Below are 14,103 nucleotides of genomic sequence, written 5' to 3' on the forward strand. Positions count from 1 at the left end.
CTCATGAGCGCATTTTCCCTTTCCGATCTGGAATGCATCGTCGCGAAGCGTGCCGCTGCATCGCCTGATGAATCCTGGACGGCCAAGCTGGTTGCTGCCGGCCAAGAGCGCGCAGCAAAGAAGCTGGGTGAAGAAGCGGTTGAAGCTGTCATCGCTGCCATCGCGCAGGATCATGACGGACTTAAAAATGAAGCGGCCGACCTGCTTTACCATTTGTTGGTGGTGCTGAAGATCGCCGACATTCCCTTGAGCGACGTTTTTGCCGAACTGGAGCGCCGCACAGGTCAGACCGGCCTTGCGGAAAAGGCGGCGAGGCCGACAGCATGAAGATCGAGGCAGGCAGCGGGGAGAGAGGCATGCCAGGCACACTCGATCATTTCCGACCGGATGAATATTCGCCCTACCACTTCTTCAGCTCAGAAGAATGGGCGAAGTTTCGCGCCGATACGCCACTGACGCTGTCCGCAGACGAGGTCAAAAGGCTACGTTCGCTGGACGACCCGATCGATCTCGACGAGGTGCGGCGCATCTACCTGTCGTTGTCGCGCCTCCTGTCATCGCATGTGGAAGCGTCGCAACTGCTGTTCGAACAGCGCAACCGCTTTCTGAATATGGGGGATGTCAACAAGACGCCTTTCGTCATCGGCATTGCCGGATCGGTTGCCGTTGGCAAATCGACGACAGCGCGTATCCTGAAAGAGCTTCTGGCCCGCTGGCCATCCAGCCCGAAGGTCGATCTCATCACGACAGACGGATTTCTTTATCCGAACGAAGTGCTGCGGCGCGAAAACCTGATGGAGCGAAAGGGCTTTCCCGAAAGCTACGATATCGGCGCGTTGCTGCGTTTTCTTTCGGCGATCAAGGCGGGCCAGCCGAATGTGAAGGCGCCGCGTTATTCGCACCTGACCTATGACGTGCTGCCGAACGAATTCACCGTCATCGACCAGCCGGATATCCTGATCTTCGAAGGCATCAACGTGCTGCAATCCCGTGACCTTCCGGCGGGCGGGCGCATCGTGCCGATCGTTTCCGACTTCTTCGATTTCTCGATCTATATCGATGCCGATGAGGACTTCATTCACAACTGGTATGTGAACCGGTTCATGAATCTGCGGCAAACCGCCTTCCGCGACCCGAATTCATTCTTCAACCGTTATGCGTCTATCAGTGAAGAGGCGGCGCTCAGCATTGCCGAAGGGCTCTGGCAGAACATTAACCTGAAAAACCTGCGCCAAAACATTGTGCCAACACGCCCGCGTGCGGATCTTATTCTGCGCAAGGGGGAGAACCACCTGATCGATACGGTGGCGCTCCGCAAATTATAAGAGACGCCGCGCAAACGGCGTCTCATCGAACCGGTGAAGTCTGTTATTGGGCAAGCTCAGGAATGCGCAGCACCTGGCCGGGATAGATTTTATCGGGATGGGTCAGCATCGGCTTGTTGGCTTCGAAGATAATATTGTTCTTCGCGCCATTGGCCTTGCCATATTGGGCTTCCGCAATCTTCCAGAGGTTGTCGCCCTTCTTGACGGTGTAAAGGACGGGTTCCTTTGCCGGCGCTTCGGCCACTGTCAACTCGCCGGCCTCGACCTTGGAAATGCCCAGCGTATTGCCGACCGCAATCACCGCCTTTTCGAAAATCGACTGATCGGCCACTTCGCCCTTCAGGACGACCTTGTCGTCCACCACCTCGACCTGAACCTTGTCCGTGCCGAGATCGTGGGAAGCGAGTTCCTTCTTCACCGCTTCGACATCAGGGGTATCGTCCCCGCCGATACCAAGCTTCTTTCCCGCTTCCTTGATGAAATTGAACAGACCCATAGCACCCTCCTTGGTTGTAGGGAGAATTACCAGACGATATTTGAAGCTCTATGACAAGGGCGAAACATTTCTCGCCAAGCCGGGGCCTAATCGCCCGAGGGCTTGCCACGCATTTTCTTGATATCGGAACGACCGGATTTTGCCTTGAGGCGGCGTTCGACGGATCCCTTGGTGGGTTTGGTGGCCTTTCGCATCGGCGGCGGCGGGGCGGCAGCTTCCAGGATCAGCTCCTTCAGCCGCTCGCGCGCATCCTCGCGATTGCGCTCCTGACTTCGAAACCGGCTGGCCTCGATCATCAGCACGCCCTCTTTCGAAACGCGCCGACCGCCAAGCCTGATAGCATTGACCTTTACCCGATCCGAGAGGGACGGTGAATTGGCGATGTCGAAAAACAGCTGAACCGCCGTCGAGACCTTGTTGACGTTCTGGCCGCCCGGTCCTCCGGCCAGCACGAATTGCTCCGTCAGCTCCCAGCCGGCGATGGTGATACGGTTGCTGATGTAAAGCGGGTCGCTGGCCATGATCTTTCTCCGCGCCGGTGATGCCACAGAACGCGAAAAATGAAAACAGCGGACAAAATGAAAGAACCCGACAAAAAGAAACCCGGCACTGGGCCGGGTCCCCTCCTCCTCACGAATGAGGCTTTAATCATTCAGCCGCGAGCAGAAGTCCCGGGGCTGCGTCGCGAACCTTGCTGTCGACGTGATCTTCGAACTTGGTGAAGTTCGAAACGAACATCGATACCAGCTTCTTCGCCTGCGCGTCGTAAGCTGCGCCATCGGCCCAGGTGGAACGCGGATCGAGGATCGCACCATCGACACCGTCGAGCGACAGCGGCACGGCGAAACCGAAATTCGCGTCGGTGCGGAATTGCGCATTCTTCAGATCGCCGGTCAGTGCAGCGGTCAGAAGCGCGCGTGTCGCCTTGATGGGCATGCGCTTGCCGATGCCATAGGCACCACCGGTCCAGCCGGTATTGACCAGCCAGCAGTCAACGCCGCGCTTGCCGATCAGCTCGCGCAGCAGGTTGCCGTATTCCGCCGGGTGGCGCGGCATGAAGGGTGCGCCGAAGCAGGTGGAGAAGGTGGCTTCCGGCTCGGTCACGCCCTTTTCCGTGCCGGCAACCTTTGCGGTGTAGCCGGAGAGGAAGTGGTACATGGCCTGTTCCGGCGTCAGACGCGCGATCGGCGGCAGCACGCCGAAGGCATCCGCCGTCAGCATGATGATCGTCTTCGGATGGCCGGCAATGCCCGTTTCCGACGCATTCGGAATGAAGTGCAGCGGATAGGCGCTACGGGTGTTTTCCGTCAGCGAATTGTCGTTGAAATCAGGGACGCGGCTTTCATCCAGCACGACGTTTTCGAGAACCGTGCCGAAACGATTGGTCGCGGCGTAAATTTCCGGCTCGGCCTCGGACGAAAGCTTGATCGCCTTGGCATAACAGCCGCCTTCGAAATTGAAGATGCCGTGTTCGCCCCAGCCATGTTCGTCATCGCCGATCAGCGTGCGTGCCGGGTCGGCGGAGAGCGTGGTCTTGCCGGTGCCGGAGAGGCCGAAGAACACGGCGGAATCACCTTCAGGACCGACATTGGCGGAGCAATGCATCGGCATCACGCCTTTGGCCGGCAGCAGGTAGTTCAGCACCGTGAAGACCGACTTCTTGTTTTCGCCGGCATAGGACGTGCCGCCGATGAGCACGAGGCCGTTAGTCAGATCGCAGGCAATGACGGTTTCCGAACGCACGCCGTGACGGGCCGGATCGGCCTTGAAGCTTGGCAGGTTGATGATGGTGAGCTTCTGGCTGAAGCCCGAAAGCGTCTCCCGCTTCGGCCGGATCAGCAGATTGCGGATGAACAGCGAATGCCAGGCAAGCTCGGTGACGACGCGGGTCGGCAGCGCATTTTCCTCATCGGCGCCGCCGATCAGGTCCTGCACGTAAAGCGTCTTGCCGGCGGCATGGGCCAGCATGTCCTGCCGCAGCAGCTCGAAATTTTCCGGCGACAGCGGCTTGTTGTTGTCCCACCAGATTGTGTTCTCGGTGGAAGCATCACGAACGACGAATTTGTCCTTCGGCGAGCGGCCCGTATGCTGGCCGGTGACGGCACGCAGCGCACCATCGATGGTCAGTTCGGCTTCACCGTTGCGGATAGCGTGTTCGTATAATTCGCTCTCGTTGAGGTTATAAAAGACGCGGGAGGCCTCGCCCAGTCCGAGTTCCGCAACTCCATTGGCAGGATTATGAACCCCAAGCTCGTTCATGACGCGTTCCTTGTTAATGACGATAAGGCCGTTGAAATTTTCACGGAAAATACGTGGCAGCTTTTGGAAACGCAAGAGCCTGACCTTAAAAAACTTAGTGATTTCAATATATTAATCGATTTAAAAGATTTTATTTCTTTTTAAATCGGTTGAAGACGCATTAAAATCCATCCGCGGCCTTTTTACGAAATCCTCTCGCCACACCCCCGCGATTTCGGGGCGAGTTTTCCTTTGCCACAATTTGTTCCACCTTTATACTCAAGAGAGTGGCTCGCGGCGCACAACCTGGCTGGGTGAATGTCGGGAGTTACGAGAAAATGACGATGGAGACCAACTACATGCAGACGATCGCGCTTGTCGACGATGACCGGAATATTCTCACTTCGGTATCGATCGCGCTCGAAGCCGAAGGCTACCGGGTCGAAACGTATACGGACGGCGCCTCCGCGCTTGACGGGTTGATCGCCCGTCCGCCGCAGCTCGCCATTTTCGATATTAAGATGCCCCGCATGGACGGCATGGAGCTTTTGCGGCGCCTTCGCCAGAAGTCGGATATTCCCGTTATCTTCCTCACCTCGAAGGATGAGGAGATCGACGAATTGTTCGGCCTGAAGATGGGTGCCGACGATTTCATCACAAAACCCTTTTCGCAGCGCCTTCTGGTGGAGCGCGTCAAGGCCATCCTGCGCCGCGCCAGCAGCCGTGACGCCTCCCCTGTGGCCGGCGGCGGCACGCTGAAACCGACCGCGGACCAGCAGGCGCGCACGCTGGAGCGCGGGCAACTGGCCATGGACCAGGAACGCCACACCTGCACCTGGAAGGGCGAACCGGTCACGCTCACCGTCACCGAATTCCTCATCCTGCATTCGCTTGCACAGAGGCCGGGCGTGGTGAAAAGCCGCGACGCGCTGATGGACGCCGCCTATGACGAACAGGTCTATGTGGACGATCGCACCATCGACAGCCACATCAAGCGTCTTCGCAAGAAGTTCAAACTGGTCGATGGCGACTTCGATATGATTGAAACGCTTTATGGCGTAGGATATCGCTTCCGCGAAGCGGCTTGAAGAAGCCGACTCAAGCAGAAGGGACCGCCCGAACCGGGCGGTGAGGAATTTAATACGTGTTGAAGAAAACGCCGGAAACCGTCTCGGACAGTGACGATGCCGAAGAACGCGGCAGCGAACGCCGCCATCGTATCCATCCGTTGACGATCATCCGGCGTATTTTCGGCAATGCGGTGTTTTCCAGCCTCACGCGCCGTATCCTCTTCTTCAATGTCGCCGCAACCGTGGTTCTGGTCGGCGGCATTCTCTACCTCAACCAGTTCCGTGAAGGGCTGATCGACGCGCGCGTGGAAAGCCTGTTGACGCAGGGCGAAATCATCGCCGGCGCGGTCTCCGCTTCCGCGTCGGTCGATACCAACTCGATCACCATCAATCCGGAAAAGCTGCTCGAATTGCAGGCGGGGCAGAGCATCACCCCTGCCCCCAACGACGAGGATCTGAGTTTTCCGATTAATCCGGAGCGGGTGGCACCCGTGCTGCGGCGTCTGATTTCGCCGACACGCACCCGCGCGCGGCTGTTCGATGCCGATGCAAACCTGCTCCTCGATTCCCGCCACCTTTATTCGCGCGGACAGGTTCTGCGCTTTGATCTGCCGCCGGTAACGCCGGAAACACAGACCTGGGGCGACTGGTTCACCAGCATGTTCAACCGCATGCTGCAGCCGAGCAGCCTGCCGCAATACAAGGAAGCGCCCGGTGGTGACGGATCGATCTATCCGGAAGTGATGAATGCGCTGACGGGTGTTCGCGGTGCAGTCGTGCGCGTGACCGAAAAGGGTGAGTTGATCGTATCGGTCGCCGTGCCTGTCCAGCGCTTCCGCGCGGTGCTTGGCGTATTGCTGCTCTCCACGCAGGCAGGCGACATCGACAAAATCGTGCATGCGGAGCGCCTTGCCATCATGCGCGTCTTCGGCATCGCCACGCTGGTCAATATCGTACTGTCACTGCTCTTGTCCTCCACCATCGCCACGCCGCTAAGACGCCTTTCGGCGGCCGCGATCCGCGTGCGCCGCGGGGCGAGAACGCGTGAGGAAATTCCGGATTTCTCGGCCCGCCAGGATGAGATCGGCAACCTCTCGATTGCGCTTCGTGAAATGACGACGGCGCTTTACGACCGTATCGACGCCATCGAAAGTTTTGCCGCCGACGTCAGCCATGAACTCAAGAACCCGCTGACCTCGCTGCGCAGCGCCGTGGAAACCCTGCCCCGCGCCAAGACCGAAGAGTCCAAACAGCGGCTGACCGAGATCATCTTCCATGACGTTCGGCGCCTCGACCGCCTGATCAGCGATATTTCGGACGCGTCGCGCCTCGATGCCGAGCTGGCGCGCGCCGATGCTTCGCCGCTCGACCTCGATGTGTTGATGAAGGGTCTGGTGGACATATCCCGCCAGATCAGCACCAAGAAAAAGAGCGTAGCGATCGATTACGTTGCCGACCGGAAGGCCGGAGCCAAAACCTCTTTCGTGGTGAACGGTCACGATCTTCGTATCGGGCAGATCGTCACCAACCTCATCGAGAATGCACGTTCTTTCGTGTCAGAAGAAAGCGGCCGCATCACCGTGCGCCTTTCCCGCCACAAGGACCGCTGCATCGTGCAGGTGGAAGACAACGGGCCCGGCATTCAGGCGGAAGATATAGACCGGATTTTCGAGCGGTTTTATACCGACCGGCCGGCGAGCGAAGGTTTCGGCCAGAATTCCGGCCTTGGCCTTTCCATCAGCCGCCAGATCGCCGAGGCCCATGGCGGCAGCCTCCGGGCGGAAAACGTGGTCGATAAATATGGCGTGATATCAGGCGCGCGCTTCACCCTGTCGCTGCCGGCGGCCGAAACCCATGAACGCTAAACGCTTCAATCTGCATGCGACCGCCATCGTCGTCGACAACACCGGTATCCTGTTCACGGGTCCGTCAGGGAGCGGCAAGAGCGAGCTCGCCTTCAGCTTCCTGACGGAGGCGAAACGGTGCGGATTGCCGGCGGCGCTGATCGCGGACGATCAGATTTTCGTGTATCGCGACGGCAAAAGCATCATCGCCGAACGGCCAGGAGCAATCGCCGGACTACTGGAATTGCGCGGCAGCGGCATTGTTTCTGTCAAGAGCATTGCGCGCGCACCACTAGATTTCGCCGTCACGACAGTTCTTTCCGCGGAAAATCCAAGACTTCCCGACGATGATGAAATGTTTTTTCTGCCCTGCGGCGGGCATCTCCCACTTCTGCGCGTTCCGCTTGCAAGTCTTACGCCCTATGGAAAATTTGCTGCACTTGCTCAGAATCTTTTTAAAACGAATGTGAAGTGACCATGATTCAGGCGATTTTAGGCTTGCGATTCGCATTTTCCTCATCAAGATGAAATCCCACCGATGGACAGGATTGCCGCGTTGCGATAGTCGGCAATGAGAGTGCGTGTGCAAGGGAGCATTTCATGATCGGACTAGTGCTTGTCACCCATGGCAAGCTGGCTGAGGAGTTTCGCCATGCGTTGGAGCATGTCGTCGGTCCCCAGAAATTGATCGAGACGGTCTGTATCGGTCCCGAAGACGACATGGATCAGCGCCGGCAGGATATCATCGACGCGGTCGCACGCGCCAATGACGGCAATGGCGTTATTATTCTCACTGATATGTTCGGTGGCACGCCGTCCAATCTCGCGATCTCCGTCATGAATAACGGCAATGTCGAAGTCATCGCCGGAGTAAATCTTCCCATGCTGATCAAGCTTGCAGGCGTTCGCAGCGAAGATAACATGGACAAGGCCCTTCAGGATGCTTCTGATGCCGGCCGCAAATATATCAACGTCGCCAGCCGCGTTTTGAGCGGCAAATAAGAAGTCAGCCCATGTCGCCTCACTCCCGGGAATTGCCGATCATCAACAAGCGCGGTCTTCACGCCCGGGCATCCGCGAAGTTCGTGCAGATGGTCGAGGGGTTCGACGCGACGATCACAGTTTCCAAGGACGGCATGACCGTTGGCGGCACATCCATCATGGGCCTGATGATGCTGGCAGCTAGCCCCGGCTGCAGCGTCTATGTCGAAGCAAGCGGCAACCAGGCGGAAGAAGCGCTCGCTGCACTTGAGGCGCTGGTGGCCGACCGCTTCGGTGAAGAGGCCTGAGACAGCGCCATATAAAGACATAAAGACTTCTTTATATCATTATTGCCAGATCGTTCGTGGCCTGCTAAACCGCTGCTACGTTTAAGAGCCGGGCCGTCAGGCGTGGCGTTTCTGATCTGGAGAACCTTATGAGCCTTGAGAAGGACTACATCGTCGCCGACATCAACCTTGCCGCATTCGGCCGCAAGGAACTGGACATCGCCGAAACCGAAATGCCGGGCCTGATGTCCTGCCGTAGTGAGTTCGGTGCAAGCAAGCCGCTGAAGGGCGCACGTATCACCGGTTCTCTTCACATGACGATCCAGACCGGCGTCCTCATCGAAACGCTCAAGGAATTGGGCGCGGAAATCCGCTGGGCGTCCTGCAACATCTTCTCGACCCAGGATCATGCGGCAGCAGCCATCGCAGCAGCCGGCATTCCGGTCTTCGCCGTCAAGGGTGAAAGCCTGACGGAATATTGGGAATATACCGACAGGATCTTCCAGTGGACCGATGGCGGCCTCTCCAACATGATCCTCGACGATGGCGGTGATGCCACCATGTACATCCTGCTCGGCGCGCGCGCCGAAGCTGGTGAGGATGTGCTTTCCAATCCGGGTTCGGAAGAAGAGGAAATCCTCTTCGCGCAGATCAATAAGCGCCTCAAGGCTTCGCCCGGCTGGTTCACCAAGCAGCGTGACGCACTGAAGGGCGTGACGGAAGAAACGACGACAGGCGTTCATCGTCTTTACGACCTCAGCAAGAAGGGCCTGCTGCCCTTCCCTGCCATCAACGTCAACGACAGCGTCACCAAGTCGAAGTTCGACAACAAATACGGCTGCAAGGAATCGCTCGTCGACGGCATTCGCCGCGCAACCGACGTGATGATGGCCGGCAAGGTTGCCGTCGTTTGCGGTTACGGTGACGTGGGCAAGGGTTCCGCGGCCTCGCTGCAGGGCGCCGGCGCCCGCGTGAAGGTCACAGAGATCGACCCGATTTGCGCGCTTCAGGCCGCGATGGACGGTTTTGAGGTCGTTCGCCTGGAGGATGTGGTTTCCTCTGCCGATATCTTCATCACCACGACAGGCAACAAGGACGTGATCCGCATCGAGCATATGCGCGAGATGAAGGACATGGCCATCGTCGGCAATATCGGTCACTTCGACAATGAAATTCAGGTCGCATCGCTGCGTAACCTCAAGTGGACGAACATCAAGCCGCAGGTGGACATGATCGAGTTCCCGAAGGGCAACCGCATCATCCTGCTTTCCGAAGGCCGCCTGCTGAACCTCGGCAATGCCACGGGCCACCCGTCCTTCGTCATGTCGGCGTCCTTCACCAACCAGGTGCTTGGCCAGATCGAGCTCTTCACCAAGCAGGGCGAATACAAGAACGAAGTTTACGTGCTGCCGAAGCACCTCGACGAGAAGGTCGCGCGCCTTCACCTTGAGAAGCTCGGTGTGCGGCTAACCGAACTTTCCGACTTGCAGGCAGATTATATCGGCATCTCCAAGGAAGGTCCATTCAAGGCTGAACACTACAGATATTAATATCATAGTTAATATCCACCAAAATTACACAATATCTAGATGCCGTGCGCTTGACAAAGCGCGCGGCATCTTTTTTGCGCGCTCCCTTTCCGCAGATTTATGAAGACGGTATTGTCATCAGACTTGATTCGGACACGCCAAAGGGCGGCGCGGACGAAATGGGATGTCTTGTCGAAGATGCGGCACATAGGACGGAGACAGACCGGGGATGACGGTTCACAATTCAGCTCTGCGCAAGCAGACAGTTCAGCGCGTTGAAAACACGCATGCGGGCGTGGCATTGAGCGCGCAGGTGTTGGAGCGTTACCGGCTGGCAATCCGTGCGATCCGGACCGGCTTTTCGCGGGCGCATGTCCTGCTTTCGGGTACGGTTCTCACCGGCTCGACGACCGTTGCGATGGCCCAGGATGGCCTTGTGGCAAAGACCAGCGCGCGGCTCTTCTCGTCCGGAGAAACCATCACCTATTCGCTTTTCGTCGGCATGCTCTCAGCAACGCTGTTTTCCGTCGTCTGGCTGGTGCGCCAGCGCGGCAATATCGAGGCGGAAAGTAGCGAATACCGTCAGGCGCTTGCGCAATCCCACCACAAGATCGCGAAATACGAGGCGCTGATTTCGGACAGGAGTCGCCGCATCGTCATCTGGGACGGCGCGGACAAACGCCCGGAATTTCTGGGACAGCTGCCGGCCGAGACCGGCGTGCCGCAGGCGGACCAGGATTTTCTGGCATTCGGCCGCTGGCTTAAACCGGCATCCGCGAGCCAGCTTGAAAAATCCATCGAAAAACTGCGCAGCCACGCCCAGAGCTTCGATCTGACCATCGAGACGCAGCGCGGTGAAGTCATTGAAGTTCAGGGACGCGTTTCCGGCGGCAATGCCTTTGCGCGCTTCATCGCGCTCAACAATCTGCGTGCCGAACTCGCCGAATTGCAGGTGGAGCGTGAGCGTCTGCTTGCCTCCGTATCGACATTTCAGGAACTTCTCGATTCCATCGAACAGCCCGTCTGGCGTCGCAATGGCGAAGGCGAACTCATCTGGGTCAACCACGCTTATGCCCATGCGGTGGATGCGCGCAATGCCGAGCAGGCCGTTCAGGAGAAGCGCGAACTTCTGAACACCGTCACGCGACAAAAGATACGCGCGGCCGCCACGCCGGAATCGCCCTATCATGATCGCATTTCGACAGTCGTTTCCGGCAATCGCAGCTTCTTTGACGTCGTTGATATCAAGACGGCAGGCGGGTCTGCCGGGATCGCCATCGATGCTACCGAAGCCGAAACCATCAGCGAGGAACTCAAGCGAGTTCTGAAAAGCCACGCCGAAACGCTCGATCATCTGGCAACGCCCGTTGCCATTTTCGATGGCCGGCAGCGGCTGCAATTCTACAATCAGGCTTTTGCCAGCCTGTGGGGTTTCGATCTGGTTTTCCTGGAATCCGGCCCTGACAATTCCGAGCTTCTGGACAGGCTGCGCAGTGCCGGCAAATTGCCCGAGCAACTGAACTGGAAGAACTGGAAGGAGACGGCGCTTTCCGTCTACCGTTCGCTCGATACCAAGACGGATCTGTGGCATCTGCCCAACGGCCAGACCCTGCGGGTCATCGCCACGGCCCATCCGCAAGGTGGCGCGACCTGGGTTTTCGAGAACCTGACCGAGCAGGTCGACCTGCAGATGCGCTACAACACCTTGGTGAAGGTGCAGGGCGAAACCATCGACCATTTGGCCGAAGGTGTCGCCGTGTTCGGCGCAGACGGGCGCATTCGCCTGTCGAACCCGGCATTCCGGGCGCTCTGGGGTGTGACCGCCGAACAGGCGGAAACGGGCACGCATATTCGCGCCATCGAAACCGCCTGCGCTCAATCCTATGACGGGTCGGATGGCTGGCGCGCCTTCAGCCAGTTCATTACCAGCTTCGATGACGAACGGCCGTCGCGACAGGGCACTCTGGAGCTGCTTTCCGGTCTCGTACTTGATTATGCGATCATTCCGCTGCCCGACGCGCAGACCATGCTGACCTTCGTCAACATGACGGACAGCGTGCGCGCCGAGCGGGCGCTCAAGGAAAAGAACGACGCGCTCCTGAAGGCCGATGAGCTGAAGAACGATTTCGTGCAGCATGTGTCCTACGAACTGCGCTCGCCGCTTACCAATATCATCGGCTTCACCGATCTCCTGAAGACGCCCGGCATCGGCCAATTGACGGAACGGCAGGCGGAATATCTCGACCATATCTCCACCTCCTCTTCGGTTCTCCTGACCATCGTCAACGACATTCTCGATCTCGCTACCGTCGATGCCGGTATCATGCAGCTTAATTATTCGGATAATGATCTAAACGAGCTGCTTGACGACGTTTCGGTGCAGATCGCCGACCGGCTGCAGGAAAGCGGCATTTCGCTGGAGATCGTCGCGCCTGCCCATCTCGGCAGTCTCGTCGCTGACCACCAGCGGCTGAAGCAGATCCTTATCAAGCTCCTGACCAATGCCATCAACTTCGCACCCGAAGGTTCCTCCGTGCAGCTCTCCTGTCAGCGCAGCGAGGGTGACTTTGTGTTCTCCGTTGCGGACAAGGGACCGGGCATTCCCGAAGACATGCTGAAATCGGTGTTCGACCGCTTTGCGACGCGTGGCAATGGCGGGCGGCGGACCGGTGCGGGGCTTGGCCTTTCCATTGTCGAAAGCTTCGTCAGCCTCCATCACGGCACCGTCAGCATCGACAGCCGGCCCGGCAACGGCACCATCGTCACCTGCCGCATTCCTTCCGGCTCACGGCCGCACTCCATCGCCGCAGAATGAGCGAAGACATCTTGCCGATCACCATTTCGCTCTCGGGAGAAAAGGACACCATAAGGCTCGGTGAAGACCTTGCCCTGGCCGTGAAACCCGGCGATTGCCTGGCTCTGATCGGCGATCTCGGCGCGGGCAAATCAACGCTCGCCCGCGCCTTCATCCGGGCGATGGCGGATGAGCCAGATCTTGAGGTTCCAAGCCCCACCTTCACCATCATCCAGACCTATGCCACCCGTATCCCCGTCGCTCATCTCGATCTCTACCGGCTTTCGGATGTTTCGGAGCTGGACGAACTCGGCATTGACGAGATGCTGGAGGACGGCATCTGCCTGATCGAATGGCCCGACATCGCCGCCGAGGTTCTGCCGGCGGAACAGACGATTACCCTGCGGCTGGCGCATTCGGGTGAAGGTCGCGTGGCTACGATAGAGGCTCCCCCACAACAGAAAGCACGGCTTGACCGTGTTTTCGCCATTCGTGAATTCCTGGCGAAAAACGGCAGAGGCGATGCGACCCGCCGTTTCCTGAGCGGCGATGCCTCCACACGCGCCTATGAAACGGTTTCCACCGATGGCCCAGAGCTTATTCTGATGGACTGGCGGCGTCCCATGAAGGGAGCAATCGTTGCGGATGGCAAGACCTATGCGGAGATCGTCCATCTTGCCCAGGATGCGCGCTCCTTCGTGGCGATCGGCGACTACCTGCGAGACAGCGGCTTCTGCGCGCCGGAGATTTTGGCTGCGGATATCGACCAGGGCATTCTCCTGTTGGAGGACCTTGGCAACGAAGGCGTTCTCCAGCCAGATGGCGCACCGATTGATGAACGCTACCTGCGGAGCGTCGCCACCCTCGCTGCACTCCACCAGACACCGCGCCCCGCATCGCTGCCGATGCGCGATGGCGGCACCTATGAACTCCCCTCATTCGACCGGCAGGCGATGAAGATCGAAGTCTCGCTGCTGGTGGAATGGTATCTGCCCCATAAACGCGGCGCACCGCTCACCGATGGCGAGAAACGGGATTTTTTCGCCATCTGGGACGGCCTGATCGATGCGCTCGCCGGCTGCGAAACAGGGCTTCTGCTGCGCGATTTCCATTCGCCAAACATTCTCTGGCAGGCGCAGAACAGCGGCATCGGCCAAGTCGGCCTGATTGATTTTCAGGACGCGATGATTGGCCCCACGGCCTATGATCTCGCTTCCATCGTGCAGGATGCGCGGGTTACCATCTCCCCCGAATTGCAGACACGCCTGCTTTCGCATTATCTCGACAGCAGAAAAACCACCCCTGCCTTCGATGAGGCCACATTCCTCAAGGCTTTCGCCATCATGTCGGCGCAGCGCAACTGCAAGCTTGCCGGTATCTGGGTGAGGCTGTTGGAACGGGACAAGAAACCCGGTTATATGAAACATATGCCGAGGACGTTCCGTTATCTCGCTGACGCGCTTTCGCATCCCGAACTCGCGCCACTCCGAGAATGGTGTGTCCGCATGGGCATGGACTTTAACGACTAACACGGTTGAC

General features: G+C 58.4%; 13 protein-coding genes. 10 read left to right on the forward strand and 3 right to left on the reverse strand.

What is annotated here, in order from left to right; all coding sequences use genetic code 11:
* Positions 1-3: 3 nt before the first annotated feature.
* Together O8B93_RS03485 and coaA are read left to right on the forward strand one after the other, a co-directional pair.
* Positions 4-327 (forward strand): phosphoribosyl-ATP diphosphatase, encoded by a 324-nt coding sequence (locus tag O8B93_RS03485; protein WP_269708401.1) that lies wholly within the window; start codon positions 4-6, stop codon positions 325-327.
* Entirely contained in the window at positions 324-1,325 is a 1,002-nt protein-coding gene (coaA, locus tag O8B93_RS03490; protein ID WP_169538622.1) for a type I pantothenate kinase, read from the forward strand. The genes O8B93_RS03485 and coaA overlap by 4 nt, the downstream gene beginning before the upstream one ends.
* Positions 1,326-1,368: 43 nt before the next feature.
* Here the strand turns inward: coaA and lysM are convergent, their stop codons facing one another.
* From lysM to O8B93_RS03505, 3 genes are all read right to left on the reverse strand, one after another.
* Positions 1,369-1,821 (reverse strand): peptidoglycan-binding protein LysM, encoded by a 453-nt coding sequence (lysM, locus tag O8B93_RS03495; protein WP_269708402.1) that lies wholly within the window; start codon positions 1,819-1,821, stop codon positions 1,369-1,371.
* 86 nt (positions 1,822-1,907) lie between these two features.
* Complete coding sequence (arfB, locus tag O8B93_RS03500; RefSeq protein WP_269708403.1) at positions 1,908-2,342, reverse strand: alternative ribosome rescue aminoacyl-tRNA hydrolase ArfB; 435 nt, start codon at positions 2,340-2,342, stop codon at positions 1,908-1,910.
* Between the two features lie 127 nt (positions 2,343-2,469).
* Positions 2,470-4,080 (reverse strand): phosphoenolpyruvate carboxykinase, encoded by a 1,611-nt coding sequence (locus O8B93_RS03505; protein WP_269708404.1) that lies wholly within the window; start codon positions 4,078-4,080, stop codon positions 2,470-2,472.
* 338 nt (positions 4,081-4,418) lie between these two features.
* Here O8B93_RS03505 and chvI point away from each other — a divergent pair, with 338 nt between their 5' ends.
* The 8 genes from chvI (at position 4,419) to tsaE (ending at position 14,093) form a co-directional block, all read left to right on the forward strand.
* The gene (gene chvI / locus O8B93_RS03510) at positions 4,419-5,147 is read left to right on the forward strand and encodes a two-component system response regulator ChvI (RefSeq protein ID WP_269708648.1); all 729 of its coding nucleotides are present in this window, start codon (positions 4,419-4,421) and stop codon (positions 5,145-5,147) included.
* Between the two features lie 56 nt (positions 5,148-5,203).
* Entirely contained in the window at positions 5,204-6,994 is a 1,791-nt protein-coding gene (chvG, locus tag O8B93_RS03515; protein WP_006311105.1) for a two-component system sensor histidine kinase ChvG, read from the forward strand.
* Positions 6,984-7,448: an HPr kinase/phosphorylase gene (locus O8B93_RS03520; RefSeq protein ID WP_269708405.1), complete on the forward strand. Its 465-nt coding sequence runs from the start codon at positions 6,984-6,986 to the stop codon at positions 7,446-7,448. The genes chvG and O8B93_RS03520 overlap by 11 nt, the downstream gene beginning before the upstream one ends.
* 125 nt (positions 7,449-7,573) lie before the next feature.
* Entirely contained in the window at positions 7,574-7,975 is a 402-nt protein-coding gene (locus O8B93_RS03525; protein WP_003505374.1) for a PTS sugar transporter subunit IIA, read from the forward strand.
* 11 nt (positions 7,976-7,986) lie between these two features.
* Positions 7,987-8,262, forward strand: a complete 276-nt coding sequence (locus O8B93_RS03530; protein ID WP_003516321.1) for an HPr family phosphocarrier protein — start codon at positions 7,987-7,989, stop codon at positions 8,260-8,262.
* Positions 8,263-8,390: 128 nt separating this feature from the next.
* Positions 8,391-9,791: an adenosylhomocysteinase gene (ahcY, locus tag O8B93_RS03535; protein ID WP_269708406.1), complete on the forward strand. Its 1,401-nt coding sequence runs from the start codon at positions 8,391-8,393 to the stop codon at positions 9,789-9,791.
* A gap of 208 nt (positions 9,792-9,999) precedes the next feature.
* Entirely contained in the window at positions 10,000-12,585 is a 2,586-nt protein-coding gene (locus O8B93_RS03540; protein WP_269708407.1) for a sensor histidine kinase, read from the forward strand.
* Positions 12,582-14,093 carry a tRNA (adenosine(37)-N6)-threonylcarbamoyltransferase complex ATPase subunit type 1 TsaE gene (gene tsaE / locus O8B93_RS03545; protein ID WP_269708409.1) on the forward strand — a complete coding sequence of 504 codons (1,512 nt, stop codon included), beginning with the start codon at positions 12,582-12,584 and terminating at the stop codon, positions 14,091-14,093. The genes O8B93_RS03540 and tsaE overlap by 4 nt, the downstream gene beginning before the upstream one ends.
* The last annotated feature ends 10 nt before the right edge of the window (positions 14,094-14,103 follow it).

This window comes from Martinezella rhizogenes, assembly GCF_027460065.1.
Taxonomy (GTDB): Bacteria; Pseudomonadota; Alphaproteobacteria; order Rhizobiales; family Rhizobiaceae; genus Agrobacterium; species Agrobacterium rhizogenes_C.